We start from the raw sequence: 18,002 nt of genomic DNA on the forward strand, positions 1-18,002 counted from the left end.
GAGCTTGATGAAACCATTGGCGCTCATGGGCCGCATCGCCCAGCTCGTGCCGGTCCTCCTCGGCGTCAGCGTCATCGTCTTCGTGATGATGGCCCTGACGCCCGGAGATCCTGTCGAGATCATGCTGGCCGACCAGCAGGCGACCCCTGAGCAAGTGCAGGCGATGCGCCACGACATGGGGCTCGACCGCCCTGCAATCGAGCGGTTCGGCGTCTTCCTCGGAAACGCGCTGACCGGCAATTTCGGCCTGAGCTTCTTCCATCGCCGCCCGGTCTTCGACGTGATCGCAGAACGTCTCCCTGCGACCGTCGAACTGACTCTCGCGGCCCTGCTCCTGGCGCTTGCTATCTCGATCCCTCTCGGGGTCGTGGCGGCCGTCAAGAAGAACAGGCTCATCGACAGGCTCGCAGCCTTGGGATCCCTGTTCGGCATTTCCCTGCCCGGCTTCTGGTTCGGCATCATCCTGATCATTCTCTTCTCGGTCGAGATGAAGCTGCTGCCGGTTTCGGGGCGCATGAACTTCGCATGCGAGGTGCCTCGCATCACCTCGCTCATGACCATCGACAGCCTGCTGCGCGGACGCCCCGATTGCTTTGCCGACGCCCTGTCTCACCTCATCCTGCCTGCTCTCACGCTGGCGTTGCCCATGGCTGCCGTACTGACCCGCGTTCAGCGCGCCGCGATGATCGAGGTGCTGCGCTCCGACTACATCGTGTTTGCCGAAGCCAAAGGCCTTTCACGCCGTCGGGTGCTCTGGCGCCATGCCCTCAAGAACGCCCTGGTGCCCACCGTGACCGTCGCCGCCATCGAAACGGGCTCCCTGCTCGGCGGCAACATGGTGGTCGAAACGGTGTTCGGCTGGCCCGGCCTCGGCCGCCTCGTGGTCGAGAGCATTTTCGTCCGCAACTATCCCCTCGTGCAGGCCGCCGTGCTGTTCTACGCCGTGACCTACGTGCTGCTGAACTTCTTCGCCGACGTCCTCTACACGATGCTCAACCCAAGGGTCCGTCTATGAGCGCCGCCTTGCAAGCGCCCGCAATGGCTGCCGAGCGGGTCGAAACGCCGACCTGGCAAAGCCTGCAAAGGTTTGCGGCAGACCGGTTCTCGATGGCTGCGGCCATCGTCGTCCTGGCCTTCGTGCTGATGGCGGTTCTGGCGCCCTGGCTTGCTCCTCACGATCCCTATGAGACCGATCTCCTGCGCCGGCTTCAGTCTCCAGCCTGGACGGAGGGTGGCGAGTGGGACTATCTTCTGGGCTGCGACGCACTCGGCAGGGATATCCTCTCGCGGATTATCTACGGTTCGCGAGTCTCGATCACTATCGGATTGGCCGTCGTCCTGATCGCGACCGCCATCGGAACGGTACTCGGCCTCGCCGCCGGTTACATGCGCGGCTGGGTCGATATCGGGATCTCGCGCCTCGTGGATATTCTTCTTGGCTTCCCCTACCTCATCTTCGCCATCGCCCTGATGGCCATGATGGGGCCGGGCCTGCAGAACATCATTCTGGCGCTGGTCTACAAGGAATGGGTCGTGCCGGCGCGCGTCGTGCGCGGCGAAGTGCTCGCCGCCCGCGAGATGGAATATGTCGAAGCCGCACGGGCCGTCGGTGCATCGCGTCTTCATATCATGTTCCGGGAGATCCTGCCGAACATCCTGTCGCCGGTGATCGTCGTATCGACCATCCGCATGGCCCACGTGATCATCCTGGAAGCGAGCCTGTCGTTCCTCGGCATCGGCGTTCAACCGCCCACCGCCTCCTGGGGCTCGATGGTGGCCGATGGCCGCGCCTTCATTCTCGATGCGTGGTGGGTCAGCACTTTTCCCGGCATCGCCATTCTCGCTCTTGTCCTCTCGATCAATGTCGCCAGCCAGGGCCTTCGCGATGCATTCGATCCGAAGTTTAGCGACTAACATGGCCACCCCTCTCCTCTCCATCCGCAACCTCAAGACCTGCTTCCCCACCCGTGCGGGTCTGGTGACTGCGGTCGATGGCGTCGATCTCGATGTCTATCCCGGTGAATGCCTCGGAATCGTCGGCGAAAGCGGATCAGGAAAGAGCGTCACCTTCGCCAGCGTCATCGGCCTCGTGCGCTCGCCAGGTTATGTGGCCGGTGGTGCGATCCGTTTCGACGGCATCGATCTTCGAAGCCTGAACGCCGACGGCCGGCGCGGGTTGCGCGGGCGCGATATCGCCATGACGATGCAGGATGCGCTCACCGCGCTCAATCCGGCCCTCAGGGTGGCGGAGCAGATCGAGGAGGTTCTGCTCGCCCATGCGATGGATCTTCCCCGGAAAGGCCGTCAGGAAGCCGCGAGAACACGGGCAATCGAGATGCTGCGGCTCGTCGGCATCCCGGCAGCCGACAAGCGGATCGACGATTATCCGCATCAGTTCTCAGGCGGAATGCGCCAGCGCATCATGATCGCCATCGCCCTGTCCTGCCGCCCGAAGCTGCTGATCGCGGACGAACCGACAACGGCCCTCGACGTAACCATCCAGGCTCAGGTGCTCGATCTCATCGGTGACCTCAGGCGCGAACTGGGCATGAGTGTGGTGCTGATCACACACGATCTCGGCGTCGTGGCCGAACATACGGATCGGGTCGCGGTGATGTATGCCGGTCAGGTCGTCGAGACAGGTAGAACCCGGGAACTCATCGATCGGCCGCGACACCCCTACACACGCGGGCTCATCGGCTTGATCCCGCGCCTTTCGAACCTGGATGCGCCGATCAGACCGATCGATGGGCAGGTACCCGAACTCATCGGCCTTGGAGGCATCTGCCGCTTCTATGACCGCTGCGAATTCAGATCGTCTCTATGCCGGACCGATATTCCGATGGAAGCGGTAGAGCCGGGCCATCACGCACGATGCATTCGCGCGGAGGAGAACCTGCAATGAGCGCGCCTCAGCACCGACTCCTCCTCGAAGTCAGGAACCTTGAAAAAGTCTATCATCTCAATAGCGGCTTCCTGCAGCGCATCGCCCGCCAGCCTCCGTTGAACCTTCGAGCGGTCGGCAAGGTCAGCTTTTCCGTCAGATCCGGCGAAACGCTCGGCCTCATCGGGGAATCCGGATGCGGCAAGTCGACGCTCGCCCGGACGGTGCTGCGCCTGCACGAACCCACGGCCGGCAGCATCGCCTTCGAAGGCACCGACATCACGAAACTGTCTCATCGTGAGATGACGCTCCTGCGGCGTCGCATGCAGATCATCTTTCAGGACCCATATGCCTCCCTCAACCCGCGCAAGTCGGTCGAGGAAATCGTCGGCCTGCCTCTGTCGATCCACGGCATCGCACAGCGTGGCGAAATTCGGGACCGGGTGGTCGCGATGTTGGAGAGCGTCGGCCTGAAGAGCGCGCATCTCGGCCGGTTTCCGCATCAATTCTCGGGTGGTCAGCGCCAGCGCATCGGAATTGCGAGAGCCCTGATCCTCAACCCGAGCTTCGTCGTCTGCGACGAGCCGGTCTCTGCCCTCGACGTATCGATTCAAGCTCAGATCATCGCCCTTCTGGGAACGCTCAAGCGCGAGCTTGGGCTGACCTATCTGTTCATCTCGCATGATATCGGCGTGATCGGGCATGTGAGCGACCGCATCGCGGTCATGTATCTGGGCGATATCGTGGAAATGGGGCCGACCCGCGAGCTTCTGCGGTCGCCGAAGCACCCCTACACGAAGGCCTTGCTTTCGGCGGTGCCCCAGATCGATGCCGGGCCTAAGCGCGAAAGGATAAAGCTCACGGGCGACCTGCCCTCGCCCCTGTCGCCGCCGCCGGGCTGCAAGTTTCACACCCGCTGCCCCTTTGCCATCGAACGCTGTCGCCATGAAACGCCAGCCCTCCGCAATCTCGAAGGAGACCGGATGGCGGCCTGCCATCTGGTGGATGAGCCGCGATGAAGAGCGAGCCGGCTGCACCCGTTCTGCTCATTGGCGATGCCTATACCCGCGGGCGGGCCCAGGCTCATTGCGGCGAACCTCTGGTCGCCGCGGTGCAAAGCGCCATCGATACGCGTCTGGCACAGGCCAGAAACCTGCTGGAAACACCATCGGTCTGCGCCTTTCTCGGCGAGCAGGCCCGGCTTCTCCAGATCCTCGACCCTGAATCCGCAGCAGAAGTCAACGGCATCTCCGATGGCTTCGGGAGGAGCGTCGATTCCGTTCTCGCCTATCTGCACTTGGGCATCCTCGCCGATCTGGCCACGGATGGCTGTTCAGCCTGGAGCTGGGGTACATCGGCCTCGGGCGGTCCCCTCCTCGTCAAGAACCGCGATTACCGTGGCGAGCATGCCCTGTTGCAGCGGGTCTTTCTCCATCGCGATCCGAGTAGACAGGGCAAAGCGATCCTCTGTGTCGGCAGCCTCGGCAGCCCCGGCGCATTCTCCAGCGGAATGAATGCGCATGGCTTCGCCCTCGCCGATACTCATGTTTCGACGAGGGATCATGGCCCAGGTCTTCTACGATACTTCCTCATGACCCGTCTCCTGTGGAACTGCAGCTCCGTGGAAGAGGCCTTGCGAACCATAGCGGATGTCCCGCATGCCGGAGGAGGCACGATCGTCATGACCGACGCGTCGGGAGCCTGTGCCGCCGTGGAGCTGGGTCACAGGACGCATGCGGTGGAGACCTGCACTCCCTACGTGGTGCGGACAAACCATTTCCTGTCTCCGGAATGTGCTCCCTCCTGGTTCCCGGTCGCGAGCGATCCCATGGCGACAAGCACCAAGGGACGTTATGCGCGGCTCCGGTCCTGGCTCGCAGCTCAGGACGATTGTCCGCCCCTTTCCGAAGTCGCCACCCTCATGGGAGCGCACGGAGAAGACGGCCAGGAAGCCCTATGCCGCCATGGCGAGGATGGCGATGCGCGGACGATCTCATGCTCCATATTTGCACCTGCCGAGCTTCGCCTCTATTTTTCGTCCCGTGAACCTTGTGCCGGCAAGTGGAACTCCTTCGACTGCCGGCTCTAGAGTTCCTTGAAAAGCCGCATGTCCCGCCGGCGAACCGGTATCCACTTCGCTATGGACATGCTCTAGCCGGGATTCGGAAGTGTGGCGTACGAAACAGGTCTCATCGGTGAACATGCCTCGATCGTCGAGGTAAGACGACTTATCGAACGTGTTGCGAAAAGTGCAGCCCGCGCCGTGCTCATCTATGGCGAGACCGGAACGGGCAAAGGCTTGGTCGCACGCCTCGTGCATCAGCAATCCGCCCGCGCCTCGCAGCAATTCATCGATGTGAATTGCGCCGCCATTCCCGATCAACTGCTCGAATCCGAGTTGTTCGGGCATGAGAAGGGCGCTTTCACGGGGGCCCTTGCCCGCAAGCCGGGCCTGATCGAGACGGCCCATGGGGGCTCGATCTTCCTCGACGAAATCCGGGATATGAATCTGGTCATGCAGGCGAAGCTTTTGACCGTGCTCGATACGCAGCGCCTGCGCCGGGTCGGAGCTGTCAGTCCGGTGACCGTCGACGTGCGTTTCATTGCCGCCACGAACCGCATTCTCCTGTCGGAGGTCAATGCGGGCCGGTTTCGGGAGGATCTCTATTATCGCCTGCAGATCGTCGCCATCAATGCCCCTCCCCTGCGGGAGCGGGGCGACGATATTTTCGTGCTCACCGACCATTTTCTCCGCCGCCTGAGCAGCCGCTACGGCCGGGTCATCGTGGGACTCCAACCCGATGTGGTCGACGTCTTCCGGCGCTACCGCTGGCCGGGCAATGTGCGCGAACTCGAGAACCTGCTCGAGCGCATCTTCATTCTCGAGGACGAGAATACGATCATGCTCAAGCATCTGCCCGCCCGTATCCTGCGGGATGTGAAGGAGACAGAGAAGGCCGCGCAACCGAACGAGATTGCAGAGGCGTTCGAGAAGGGGCCCCTCGATTATTACGAGACGACTGCATCGTTTCAGATCAAGCTCATCCGCCACGCCCTCGCGGTCACGAATGGCAGTCTGACGGAGGCAGCAGCGTATCTGGGATTATCCCGCCACGCCCTTCGCCATCAGATGCTGAAGCTCGATATGACCTGAATGCGCGCATCCCGCGCTTCCATGCGTGGAAGTCGCATCCATCGGAACGCCTTCTCGCGCATTCCCGTTTCGGCCGTCTCTCTTTTCCTGATGAAACAATCCCTTAGAGGGCACCTAAAGTGTTGGCATGAAATTTGCTTGAAACCGGTCGGCACATCATGACGCATACCGGAGAAACGCCTGCCATGTCGTCCATCAAGATCATCTGTCCAAACGGTCATTTGGGCTTTGCTCCCCTCAAGCCCGACAGCTTCCTGCGCGGTGTTGAGGCGGGACCGGATTTCATCGCGGCCGATTCCGGGAGCGACGACATCGGCCCGGTCCCTCTTGGAACCGATACCTCGACATCGCCGGAGGCATGGCAGCGACAGGACCTGGAAGCCATGCTCCTCGCCTCGCGCCGGATCAATGTCCCCATGATCATCGGATCCTCCGGCGATACGGGAACGAACGGCCGTGTCGACCGATATGTGGAAATTATCCGCGAACTTGCGAAGGCCCATGGCCTTGCTCCCTTCAAGCTCGGTTATTTCTACTCGGAAGTCGACAAGGAGCTGGTACGCAAGGCGATCGGAAGCGACGAGCCGGTTCTCGGTCTTGATGGTCGCGACCCGCTCGATGAAGCCGAACTCGACGCAACGACCCGGATCGTCGCCATGGCAGGAGTCCATCCCTACCGCAAACTGCTGGAGGAAGGCTGCGACGTCATCATCGGAGGAAGGTCGAGCGACTGCGCGATCTTCGCCGCCGCCGCTCTCCATCGCGGCACGAGCGAAGCCGATGCCTATTATCTCGGCAAGGTCCTCGAATGCGCCTCGTTCTGCGCGGAGCCTTATGGAGCCAAGGAAACTGTCCTTGGTGCCGTAAACGGAACCGGCGTGACGGTGACCGCCATGCATCCCGACCAACGTTGCACCATCGCTTCAGTCGCGGGCCATGCGATGTATGAGCGCTCCAATCCCTATGACGAATTCGTTGCAGGGGGCCGCCTCGACATGCGGGATTGCAGTTACGAGCAGATCGACCCGCGCACGACCCGCATCACGGGGCAGCGTTTCATCCCGGCAGAGCGAGTCCGCGTCAAACTCGAAGGCGCGGGTAAGGTCGGCGAACGTTTCGTCGGTATCGCCTCGGTGCGCGATCCTTATACCATTGCCCATATCGATGAGGTCATCGCCTGGGCCAAGGCGCAGGTGTTCGAGCGCTTTGGTCAAACAGGTTACGAACTGCACTACAATGTCTTCGGCAAGAACGGCGTGATGGGCGATCTGGAGACGGTAAAAGTTCCGGCTCACGAACTCTGCATCGTCGTGCAAGGCGTCGCCCCGACAGCGGAAATGGCGGAGGAAGTCTGCATGACCGGCACCCGCCAGCTTTTCTATGCCCGCTTGCCCGAGGTGAAAGGCACGGCCGGCGGCGTCGCCTTCGTGCTCGACGAGGTTCTGAAGGCCTCGCCAGCCTATCGCTGGACCGTCAATCATACCCTTGCTGTCGACGATCCGCTCGAACTCTTTCCCACCCACACCATCACCATCGGCGCTTGAGGCATCACCATGAAAAAGCTGTCGGACCTCGCCAAGACCATTCGCAGCAAGAATGCCGGCGTCGACAAGATTACATTCGACATCATCTTCACGGACAGAACCGTTTACGACAAGGTCTGCCGGAGCAAGGTGCTTACGCGGGCGACTGTTGCCGATCTTTACGGCATCGAGGAGAGCCGCATTGCCGACTTCGTCGAGTATGATCCGGCCTGCGCCATCAAGTTTACGATCTATCGCCCCCGGCCGAGCGGAAGTGCAGGAGACTCGGACATCTTCGGTGCCCAACAATATGCTCCTTTGCTGGATATCAAAGTCGATATCTAGGATGTCCCGGCATCGACCTGTCGAATTCCGGGGTGGCCGTCGGCGTTTCTGAACGCTCCTGCGGCCCTGGCTCAATCATGTGCGCGGCGGTTTTTTCGCATTGCCGCGCCCGCCTTCTCCGGGCGGGCAGGATCGTTTCGAAGAAGCTCAAGCCGTTTCGAAGAGGCGTCGATTGAAGTTGTAACCGTAGGCTGATACAGGCTTCACTTAACCAACTCAGGATATGCCGCAAAGCGGCAATCACGTCGAAGGTTGTGCTGGACGGGATAGATGACGGGTTCCATCCTGCGCCTCCTGCCGGATTTATCTGTTCATGTTGAGTGTCTATGCCCAGCGACAAGCCCTCTCGCCCCTTGAGATCGCATAAGCCGACCGAGACCTCCTTATCCATTGATCTCAGCGCGGTCATCGTTGCGGCAACCGCGGAAGAACCCCGGGTCCTGACGCTCCCCTTTGGCTCGGAACCACTCGACAGCCTCCCCTCGGGACCGCTGCAATCGGAGCATCGCACCCTAGAGGCCGGGCTGCGGGCATGGGTCGAGCAGCAGACGGAGCAGAAGCTTGGCTATGTCGAGCAGCTCTATACCTTCGGCGATCGCGACCGAGCCGAGGGGATCGACCGCACTGGACCCGCCTTGTCCATCGCTTATCTGGCCCTCGTGCGGGAAGCACGCCTCACCCGGCTTACACATGCCGCTTGGCGAAACTGGTATGGCTATCTTCCGTGGGAAGATTGGAGGCAGGGGCGGCCCAAGGCGCTTGACGTGATCGAGTCGGAACTTGCGGCATGGGCGCGGGCAGGAGGGAAACAGTCCAAGCAATTCCGTGAGGAAAGGATCGAGCTCACTTTCGGATTCAGGTCCGGTGCCTGGAGCGACGAGCGAGTCCTCGAGCGCTACGAACTCCTATTCGAGGCGGGGCTCGTCCCGGAGGCCTTGCGGGAGCGCGAGGAAGAAACCGGATCTCGCAGGCGGCTTGCACCCGGCCCTCCCATGGCGCTCGACCATCGCCGCATGCTCGCAACGGCCATCGGACGGCTGCGAGGCAAGATCAAGTACCGCCCGATCATCTTCGAGCTTATGCCGGCCGCCTTTACCCTTCTGGAATTGCAGCGGACCGTGGAGGCTCTCTCAGGGGTGCGGCTGCACAAGCAGAATTTCCGCCGTCTGGTGGAGAGCCAGGGCCTCGTCGAGGAAACCGGAGACGTCACGGCCGAGACGGGCGGGCGCCCTGCCCGGCTGGTACAGTTCCGAAGAGAGGTCCTGGTCGAGCGTCCCGCTCCCGGGCTTCGTCTTCCCGGCCTCAGGCGGACGGCCCCTTCGACGGAATAGGGATTGACGAAGGCTTATGCTCAGATTTAGCATAACGATATGCCGGCTTAACAGCCGGTCTTCTTTTGACCCACTAATGCTCAAATTGAGCATAGGAAGCCGCCATGCTTGCGAATGCGCCATCCGATGCTGTCTCCCTTCCGTTCCCCAGCCTTTACGCTCGGGTGCGCCACCACATTCCGGCCGTCGAATGGCCGGCCTATGTGCGGGACATCGAGGCGATCCTCCGCCTCAAGCGCGAGCGCAATGCGGTCATTCTCGCCCATAACTACCAGACGCCCGAGATCTTCCACACCGTGGCCGACATCGTCGGCGACAGCCTGGCCCTGGCCCGCGAGGCCGTCACCACCCATGCGGATATCATCGTCCTGGCCGGCGTGCATTTCATGGCGGAAACCGCCAAGCTCCTCAATCCGGACAAGACGGTGCTCATTCCGGATGCCAAGGCAGGCTGCTCGCTGGCGGAATCGATCACGGCGGCGGATGTGCGAAAGCTGCGCGCCCGCTATCCCGGTGCTCCCGTCGTCACCTACGTCAATACGTCCGCTGCGGTGAAGGCGGAGTCCGATATCTGCTGCACCTCGGGTAACGCCAAGAAGATCGTCCGCTCCCTCGGCGTCGACCGCGTCATCATGCTGCCGGACGAGTTCCTGGCCCAGAATACGGCCGCTGAACTTCCCGATATCGAGATCATTACCTGGGCCGGTCATTGCGAAGTCCATGAACGCTTCACGGCCGAGGATATCCGCTCCGTCCGCGAGAGCTATCCGGATGTCGTCGTCCTGGCCCATCCGGAATGTCCGCCCGAGGTCGTGAAGGAAGCCGACTTTGCCGGATCGACCGCCGACATCGCCGATTATGTCGGTGAGAAGCGCCCTGCCCGAGTCGCGCTGGTGACCGAGTGCTCGATGAGCGACAACATCGCCGCCCATTATCCCGAGGTTGAATTCGTGCGCCCCTGCAACCTCTGCCCTCATATGAAGCGGATTACCCTTTCCAACATCCGGCAGGCTCTCGAACAGGGACAGCACGAGGTCACAATCGATCCGACCGTGGCGGAACGTGCGAGAGAGGCCGTCGAGCGCATGCTTGCAGTTCGGTAAGGTGCAGGAATGGAAACGAGTGACCCTCCCGACCGCGTTGTCGTCATCGGCGGCGGTATTGCCGGTCTCGCCACGGCTCTACATCTCGCTTCGCTGCCGGTCACGTTGCTCGTCGCATCGCCTCTCGGTCAGCAAGCCTCGACAGCATTGGCCCAGGGCGGCATCGCGGCGGCACTTGGGCCAAGGGATCATCCCGATCTGCATGCAAGCGACACCCTTCAGGCGGGTGGCGGACTGAGCGATCCTTCCGTCGCAGACCGCGTGACGGCTGCGGCCGCGTCGTGCATCAAGTGGCTCATCACTCAAGGCGTCCCTTTTGACCGCTCATTCTCTCGCGGAGATTTGGCGCTCGGACTCGAAGCTGCGCATTCGCGTCGACGCATCGTGCATGCGGGGGGCGACAGCACTGGCAGCAATATTCTTGACACTCTGATCTGCAACGTGCGGGCCATACCCGTGATTGAGATCCATGAGAACATCCGTGTTACGGATCTGGCAATCGATCACCATGGGGCGGTGACTGGAGTATTCTGCACGTCGTCGGGGAGTGATCGTTCCCCGCAGCAGATATTCATGCCGACGAGAGCCGTGGTCCTCGCGACCGGCGGGATCGGTGGTCTTTATGCCCACACGACCAATCCTCTCGGCGCGACGGGCAGCGGGCTGGCATTGGCTGCACGCGCGGGCGCGATCCTGCGGGACATCGAGTTCGTTCAGTTTCACCCGACGGCCATCGCCACGGCGCGCGATCCGATGCCCCTCGCCACCGAGGCGCTGCGTGGCGAGGGAGCCGTTCTCATCAATGGGAAGGGCGAACGCTTCCTGGATGGGACACCGGGGGCCGAATTGGCGCCGCGCGATATCGTGGCACGAGCGATCTTCGCGCAGATCGAGGCCGGCGAGACGGTTTATCTCGATACTCGGGCCAGCCTTGGCGACCGTCTTCCAAGCCGGTTCCCCAATGTTGCGGCGCTCTGCCGCTCGGCAGGAATTGATCCGGTCCGCGATCCGATCCCGGTGCGTCCGGCCGCGCATTACCATATGGGCGGGATCAAGGTGAACGAATGCGGGCGCAGTTCCATCGATGGACTTTGGGCCTGTGGCGAGGTGGCATCCACAGGGCTCCATGGCGCCAACCGGCTTGCCAGCAACTCGCTTCTGGAAGCGCTGGCCTTCGCCCGCTGGATCGCGGACGATATTCGGTCCATGGATGCAAAGGCAGCACGGCCCGTCAGTCTACCTTTCACAAGACCGGACACGAACGTGAGAAGCGGCGCAAATGTGATGCCACCCCTCGACGCCATTCGGGCATCGATGGACCGACATGTTGGCGTCCTGCGCTCCGCCGCCGGTCTTGCAAACGCGATGCGATACTTCCGGCCCTTTATTGGAAGCAGGACTGCTTATGCAGGATCGCCGGCTCACGATGCCGCTCTTATCGGCCTGCTGATTGCCACTGCCGCCCTCATGCGGCAGGAGAGCCGCGGCTCTCATCAGCGGCGGGATTATCCCACGGCTGCCGCCGATATCGGGCAACACGCTGAAATCACCCTCGACCAGGCTCTTCACGTCACGCTGGATGCTGACGAGCAGAACGGGCCACCGCTTACCAGGAAATTCGCATGATTCCGCTGACAGAGCCGATGACCAACCTGTCCTCCCTTCCCCATCTGCTCGTCGAGCCGATTGTCCGTGGCGCCCTGATGGAGGATCTTGGGCGAGCAGGCGACATCACAAGCGATGCCATCATTCCGGTCGACGCAACCTTGCGGGCTGCAATCGTCACGCGTCAATCAGGTGTCATCGCGGGAGTGCAACCGGCCATTCTCGCCTTCACGATGCTGGATCCCGCCGTCTCCGTCGTCGTGGAGCGGCCGGATGGTAGCCGTGTCAATTCGGGTGAAACGATTCTCCATGTAGAGGGGCCTGCCCGCGCCATTCTTGCTGCTGAGCGCGTCGCTCTCAATCTCATCAGCCATCTGTCAGGCATCGCGACAACCACGGCAGCGCTTGTCGAGACCGTGCGGCCTCATGGTCATGCCCGGATCGTCTGCACGCGGAAGACGACGCCCGGCCTGCGCGCTCTTGAGAAGCATGCCGTTCGGGCGGGAGGCGGATGCAATCACCGTTTCGGGCTCGACGATGCAGTGCTCATCAAGGACAACCACATTGCGATTGCAGGAGGCGTCCGGACAGCTATCGAACGTGCACGCTCCAGCGTCGGTCATCTCGTCAAGATCGAGGTGGAGGTGGACACGCTCGAGCAGCTCGATGAAGCACTTGAGACCAGGGTGGACGCCATTCTCCTCGACAACATGTCGCCCGACATGTTGAAGGAAGCCGTCAGGCGTGTGAAACGCCGTGCCATCACGGAAGCTTCCGGACGTATCACGATCGAGACGGCACCAGCTGTTGCGGCGAGCGGCGTCGATCTGATTTCTGTCGGCTGGATGACGCATAGCGCGCCGATCTTGGACCTCGGCCTCGATATCGTCGGATGATTTTCGCCATCCGGGTCTGATTCTCGCGATACCCACTCCCCCTCTCATCCCCCGCGCGCGTTAGCGCGGGAAGAGATTCATGGGAAACGCCGAGGGTGAAAAGCAGATTCCCTTCTCCTCCGATTCGCTCCGGCCGGGAATGACATGCGGGGTGGCAGGAAGCCACAGCCCGCTCCTCAACCAGACCTTCAGAAGTCGAGTTCGAGTAGTACCGGTTGATGATCGGAAGCCTGCGACTGCTGATCGTAGCCGATATGCCTGATCTTCGGAGCCAGATCTTCGGTCACGAACATGAAATCGCAGCAATGCGGAGGCCCGTTCGTCTGATCGAAGATGCAGAAGGACGGGGGATGTACCGCCGAGCCATGTGCCGCCTGCCAGGCATCGACGAGGGGCGGTGTCCCATTGTCGAATGGATCCGAAATCCGCTTCTTCGTCTCATCCTCCGGCCGCATGTTGAAATCGCCCATCAGGACGGCAGAGGCAGCGACAGGAAACAAGGCGTAGGTGCCGGGACCATCCTCTCGCATTGTGACGGTACGCTCGAAAGCCGTGCGATGTACCTCGCGGATTCCTTCCACCTGCGCCCGCCGCAGCTTCTCGGCGGAATATTCCAGATGGGTCGTCATCACCCGCAACGGACCTGAGGGAGTTTCCACGACCGCTTCCAGCAGCAGCCGCGGCATGTTCCGCGTCGGCGCAGCCTCCCACGGCAGAGTGTAGCGCAGCACCTGCGCGACCGGGAGGCGTGAAAGGATCATGTTGCCGAAACGACGGCGGCCGCCCGCGCCATCCGGAACATCGAGAGCAACTCCCTCGACGGCGGAATAACCCGGCAGGAGGGCTGCTATCTCGGAGAACTGGTTAGCCCCGCTATTGCCCTTCAGGTCGGAAAAATTGTCCGACACCTCCTGCAGACAGAGCACATCGAAATCGGCGATATCGCGCGCTTCGTCGATCAGGCGCTTGAGATCGACATGACCGTCGATTCCCAGACCCCATTGGATGTTCCAGGTAATGATCCTGAGCATGTGTTCCTGCGATTTTCTATTGGCCGACCTTGCTCAGCACATCGGCCTTCAGGAATCGCTCAATGACGATCATGAACAAAACGGAAGGCACGAGGAGGATGAGAGCCGTGATGGAGGCGATCTGATAATTGCCGCCCATGCTGGCATTGTAGAGCAGAAGCGGCAGCGTCGTCACTTGTGGCACGCCAACGAAGAAGGTTCCGGTGAACTCGTCGAGGGATTCCAGGAACACGAAGATCGCGCTTGCCATGATGCCGGGCGCAGCCAGCGGCAATGTCACCGTGAAGAAGGTGCGCAACGGCGATGCTCCGATATTGCGCGCCGCCAGTTCGAGGTCCCTGTCGACAGCGGCAAATGCGGCTGCCGCGATCCACACCGAATAGACGAGTCCATGGGCCGCATGGACAAGCACGACGCCGGTGATCGTTCCCGTCAGCCCGATGCTGTAGAAGACCCGCGCCACGTTGATATAGATCGCCACCGACGGGAATGCCTGCGGCAGCAGGAACAGGATCATCAAGGCCGTCCGCCAAGGCAGTTTGAGGCGCGCCAGCGCATAGCCGGCCGGGACGGAAACCGCCAGAGCGACCGCCACCGTCAGGCAGGCGATGCTGACGCTCGTCAGAAGCGACGACATGGCGTCGCCTGTGGGACGGAACACCACTTCCCAATACCGCAGACCATAAGAGACCGGCAGCTTGAAAGGCGTATACCATCGTTCGGCAACAGACCACAGGACGAGATTGGCCAAGGGCCCAAATAGCAGGAAGGCAAAGGCCGCAAGACCGAGCACTTTTAGGAATGTGGATCCAAAGGCCCAGAATCTCACGCTTGCGGCTGAGGGGGCCGACTGGCGAGATGAAGCTGACGCACGGCCGTCCAACGGAAATGCCTCCGCCCGCGCGGGAGATACTTGTACCTTCCCGCTCATTGCTGCGCCTCGCGTTTCACATTGTGACGAAGATAGATCCACGCCACTGTCCCGGCGATGAAATAGGAAATGACGCCGAGCGCATTGGCGGTGGCGTAATCGCCATAGGAGTTGATGCGGAAGGCCATGTCCACGGTCAGCATGGTCGGCTGCGATCCCGCCACCATCATCGGCACCGACAGAACGGAAAGCATGGTGACGAAGGAGAGAACGAGGCCGACGAGAAGCGTCTGCGCGACCTGCGGCAGGACCAGTTCGATCAGCACCCGCAACCGCGAAGCGCCGAGGTTGCGGCCTGCCTCGACGGTCGCGCGGTCGATGGAGGCCATGGCACCCGCGAGCATGAGCGTCACGAAGGGCACCTGCTTCCATACGAAGGTGATGATGATGCCACGCCAATCGAGCAAACTCGTGGCCTGGATCGGCTCCATGAAGCCGAGCGCCACGAAGGAATTATTCATGAGGCCGTTCTTGGCGAGAAACGTACGCATGCACTGGGCTGCGACGATGAACGGAATGAAGAGCGGCCAGCGATAGAGATTTCGCAGGGCGGCCACCAGCCATGGCGTCTCGCCCAGAGTCAGGATGCCCGCGATGGCGATGGAGAACAGGCCTGTCAGCAACGTCGAAGTGATGACGATGAAGAGCGTGAAAAGGATATCCGTCGAATAAAGCTCATAGGCCTTCTGGAAATGCGTGAGCGACAGACCGCCTCCGGGCTCAGTGAAGGCGGAAGCCAGTGAAAAGCCGAGCGGGTAAAGAAACAACGCTCCGATCATCGCCAAGGCAGGCGCGATGAGCAGAAGGCCGAAGAATGACGGTCTCGTCATGATCTGACACTAATCCGAGAACCGGCCGAAGCCGTGAATTGCGGGCGGCCTGGACAAAAGCCGCCCGCTCATGGTCGGAAGCGAACTCAGTTCGCGACCTTTTTCTCGTAGGTTTCGAGAATGTCGTTGAAGTACGGGCTGATCGGGAACGGCTTGCCGCTCGAAGCGAGTGCATCCGGCGGAATATCAGCGAAGAGCTGGTTCCACGCGGCCTGATCGAGCTTGCCTTCGAGGTTCTGAGCGTCGATGCCCGGATACCAGTTGAAGCGCTTCACGATGCCGTCTGCCTGCACTTCCGGGCTTGTCGCGAGAGCGACGAACTCGGCAGCGAGTTTCTCCTGCGCAGTCTTGGAGGGGATCGCGTAGTACATCGGCTGGCCGGGCATGCCGGGAGAGACGAGTTTCAGGCGCATGTTCGGCGGAAGCTTGCCCTCGGCCTTCCAAGTGTAGAACATGTCGACCCAGACCGGCCCCATGGCGATCTCGCCACGGTTGAGCATGTCGAGCGTGCCGGCATTGCCGGGAGTGATGACGACGTTCTGATTGAACTCCTTCAGATCGGTCATCGCCTTGTCCCAGGTCGCCTTGGTGGCGGCGTCGTAGGGCCCTTTCTCCAGCTTCGCCGCATCGCCGCCGAATGCCGAAACCCAGCCGGTTACGAAGGCAACGCCGGACATGCCGCCCTTGATGCCGTTATAGCCGAACTGCTTCGGGTTTTTCTTCACCCAGTCGCGCAGCTCGGCATAGCTGTTGGGCACCGTCTTGATGAGATCCGGATTGTAGGCGATCGCGGTCTGCGAATGGAACATCGGCATGACGAAGCCCGACACATCGGTACCGAGAGAATTCGTCGCCGTGTCGCGCGTGACCAGCTTTCCGGTCGGGAGCGTGTCGCGGTATTTTTTGAGCAGGTCGTCCTGCACCATGGTGCCGGCGGCTTTCTGGTGGATGACGACCACGTCGAAATCGGCGGGAGCGCCGGCTTTCTTCTGCGCATCCAGCTTTTCGAAGATCTTCTGGGAACCGCCGTCGCCCGGCCCGGTGCCGACGGCGACGACTTTCACGCCCGGATGGCTCTTCTCGAACAGCGGACCGAGATAATCCTTGATGTAATCGACCATGTTCTGGTCGCCGGCAGTGGCGACGTTGAGCGTCTGCGCGCTCGCCGTGCTCGTCATCAGAAGAGCTGCGAAACCCGCAGCCAACAGGCTTTTATGCATGGATACCTCCCTTGGTATGGTCAGTGGGGAACAGGTGCAACGATTCCAGCGGCAGGCGCAGGCCAACCGCGTGATCGAGCTCGTGATAGCGGTCGTCCGTCACGGTAAAATGACGGTCGCCGATTGCGACCACGTACCTGTAATGCCCGCCCGGATACGTTCTCTGCGTAATTGTCCCGGGAAGGACGATAGATCCGTCGATCCGGGCGCGCGGATCGTCGAGCGATGCAACATCATCGCGGAAATAGGCCGTGACGGCCCCTACCGGGACGGAGCCGGAATAGGACACGGGATTGCCTGAATCGGCCTTGACCTCGACCCCCGACCCCGAAGGCCTGATATCGAGTTCGATAGTGTTCTCCGCTCCCATGAAGCTCGCCACGAACGGGGAGTTCGGCTGATCGTAGACTTCCTTCGGCGTTCCCATCTGGGCAATACGGCCTGCATCCATCACGACGATCCGGTCCGCCATGGTCATGGCTTCCTCCCGGTCATGGGTGACATGGATCGCCGTGAAGCCAAGGCGGTTCTGGAGCGCCTTGATCTCCGAGCGCAGTTGGATGCGCACCTTGGCATCGAGATTGGACAGGGGCTCATCGAGAAGCAGAATTTCCGGTTCTATGGCGAGTGCGCGCCCCAGGGCGACGCGCTGCCGCTGCCCCCCGGAAAGATTCGTCACCTTGCGGCCTTCGAGCCCGGACAGGTTGAGCATCCTGAGGACATTGGCGACGCGGGCCCGAATCTCATCCTTCGGCACGCCGCGAAGGCGTAAACCGTATCCCACATTGCCGAGAACCGTCATATGCGGCCAGAGGGCATAGGACTGGAACATCATGGCCATGCCGCGTTTCTCGGGCGGTGTATTCACCACGTCACGCCCGAAAAGGCGGATCGCGCCTCCGGCCGCCTTCTGAAATCCGGCGATGGTCCGAAGGAGAGTGGTTTTCCCGCAGCCGGATGACCCGAGAATGGCGATGAACTCGCCCGAAGCGACCGAAAGATTGACCCCGTGCAGCACCTGCTGGCTGCCATAGCTGACTTGCAGATGATCGATATCGATCGCGGTCGAGACAGAACTGTCCACGGTCCCCGTAACCTCCCTGACTGCGCTTTTCGCGTCTCTTATGGGGCTAGGAAATCACATTTAGA

At 61.5% G+C, this 18,002-nt stretch carries 17 protein-coding genes; 12 read left to right on the forward strand and 5 right to left on the reverse strand.

Annotation, left to right across the window (positions count from 1 at the left end):
- Window positions 1–7: 7 nt before the first annotated feature.
- From AB4Y97_RS04540 to nadC, 12 genes are all read left to right on the forward strand, one after another.
- On the forward strand, window positions 8–1,015 hold the full coding sequence (locus AB4Y97_RS04540) for an ABC transporter permease (RefSeq protein ID WP_441997826.1): 1,008 nt from the start codon (window positions 8–10) through the stop codon (window positions 1,013–1,015).
- Entirely contained in the window at window positions 1,012–1,914 is a 903-nt protein-coding gene (locus tag AB4Y97_RS04545) for an ABC transporter permease (RefSeq protein WP_441997827.1), read from the forward strand. Before AB4Y97_RS04540 ends, AB4Y97_RS04545 begins: the two co-directional genes overlap by 4 nt.
- 1 nt (window position 1,915) lies before the next feature.
- Window positions 1,916–2,905, forward strand: coding sequence for an ABC transporter ATP-binding protein (locus AB4Y97_RS04550; RefSeq protein WP_441997828.1), 990 nt, complete (start codon window positions 1,916–1,918; stop codon window positions 2,903–2,905).
- Window positions 2,902–3,903, forward strand: coding sequence for an ABC transporter ATP-binding protein (locus AB4Y97_RS04555; RefSeq protein WP_441997829.1), 1,002 nt, complete (start codon window positions 2,902–2,904; stop codon window positions 3,901–3,903). Before AB4Y97_RS04550 ends, AB4Y97_RS04555 begins: the two co-directional genes overlap by 4 nt.
- Window positions 3,900–4,973, forward strand: coding sequence for a C45 family autoproteolytic acyltransferase/hydolase (locus AB4Y97_RS04560; RefSeq protein ID WP_441997830.1), 1,074 nt, complete (start codon window positions 3,900–3,902; stop codon window positions 4,971–4,973). The genes AB4Y97_RS04555 and AB4Y97_RS04560 overlap by 4 nt, the downstream gene beginning before the upstream one ends.
- Window positions 4,974–5,054: 81 nt before the next feature.
- Entirely contained in the window at window positions 5,055–6,038 is a 984-nt protein-coding gene (locus AB4Y97_RS04565; protein WP_441997831.1) for a sigma-54 interaction domain-containing protein, read from the forward strand.
- A 185-nt stretch (window positions 6,039–6,223) separates the two neighbouring features.
- Window positions 6,224–7,582 (forward strand): acyclic terpene utilization AtuA family protein, encoded by a 1,359-nt coding sequence (locus tag AB4Y97_RS04570; protein WP_441997832.1) that lies wholly within the window; start codon window positions 6,224–6,226, stop codon window positions 7,580–7,582.
- A gap of 9 nt (window positions 7,583–7,591) precedes the next feature.
- Entirely contained in the window at window positions 7,592–7,906 is a 315-nt protein-coding gene (locus AB4Y97_RS04575) for a DUF4387 domain-containing protein (RefSeq protein ID WP_441997833.1), read from the forward strand.
- A gap of 326 nt (window positions 7,907–8,232) precedes the next feature.
- On the forward strand, window positions 8,233–9,237 hold the full coding sequence (locus AB4Y97_RS04580) for an NUDIX hydrolase (protein WP_441997834.1): 1,005 nt from the start codon (window positions 8,233–8,235) through the stop codon (window positions 9,235–9,237).
- A 104-nt stretch (window positions 9,238–9,341) separates the two neighbouring features.
- A complete protein-coding gene (gene nadA / locus AB4Y97_RS04585) occupies window positions 9,342–10,340 on the forward strand; it encodes a quinolinate synthase NadA (protein ID WP_441997835.1) in 999 nt (332 codons plus the stop codon).
- A gap of 9 nt (window positions 10,341–10,349) precedes the next feature.
- Window positions 10,350–11,966 (forward strand): L-aspartate oxidase, encoded by a 1,617-nt coding sequence (locus tag AB4Y97_RS04590; RefSeq protein ID WP_441997836.1) that lies wholly within the window; start codon window positions 10,350–10,352, stop codon window positions 11,964–11,966.
- A complete protein-coding gene (gene nadC, locus AB4Y97_RS04595) occupies window positions 11,963–12,841 on the forward strand; it encodes a carboxylating nicotinate-nucleotide diphosphorylase (RefSeq protein ID WP_441997837.1) in 879 nt (292 codons plus the stop codon). The genes AB4Y97_RS04590 and nadC overlap by 4 nt, the downstream gene beginning before the upstream one ends.
- 188 nt (window positions 12,842–13,029) lie before the next feature.
- On the opposite strand, the gene AB4Y97_RS04600 is transcribed toward nadC, so the two are convergent.
- The 5 genes from AB4Y97_RS04600 to AB4Y97_RS04620 all read right to left on the reverse strand — a co-directional run bounded on the left by AB4Y97_RS04600 (window position 13,030) and on the right by AB4Y97_RS04620 (window position 17,937).
- Window positions 13,030–13,872 carry an endonuclease/exonuclease/phosphatase family protein gene (locus tag AB4Y97_RS04600; protein ID WP_441997838.1) on the reverse strand — a complete coding sequence of 281 codons (843 nt, stop codon included), beginning with the start codon at window positions 13,870–13,872 and terminating at the stop codon, window positions 13,030–13,032.
- A 16-nt stretch (window positions 13,873–13,888) separates the two neighbouring features.
- A complete protein-coding gene (locus AB4Y97_RS04605; protein WP_441997839.1) occupies window positions 13,889–14,665 on the reverse strand; it encodes an ABC transporter permease in 777 nt (258 codons plus the stop codon).
- Between the two features lie 134 nt (window positions 14,666–14,799).
- Complete coding sequence (locus tag AB4Y97_RS04610; RefSeq protein WP_441997840.1) at window positions 14,800–15,633, reverse strand: ABC transporter permease; 834 nt, start codon at window positions 15,631–15,633, stop codon at window positions 14,800–14,802.
- 86 nt (window positions 15,634–15,719) lie between these two features.
- Complete coding sequence (locus AB4Y97_RS04615; protein ID WP_441997841.1) at window positions 15,720–16,853, reverse strand: ABC transporter substrate-binding protein; 1,134 nt, start codon at window positions 16,851–16,853, stop codon at window positions 15,720–15,722.
- Window positions 16,846–17,937: an ABC transporter ATP-binding protein gene (locus AB4Y97_RS04620; RefSeq protein WP_441997842.1), complete on the reverse strand. Its 1,092-nt coding sequence runs from the start codon at window positions 17,935–17,937 to the stop codon at window positions 16,846–16,848. The genes AB4Y97_RS04615 and AB4Y97_RS04620 overlap by 8 nt, the downstream gene beginning before the upstream one ends.
- Window positions 17,938–18,002 lie beyond the last annotated feature (65 nt).

Origin of the sequence: Microvirga sp. 2TAF3 (assembly GCF_052114965.1) — a bacterium.
In the GTDB taxonomy this organism is placed as follows: domain Bacteria; phylum Pseudomonadota; class Alphaproteobacteria; order Rhizobiales; family Beijerinckiaceae; genus Microvirga.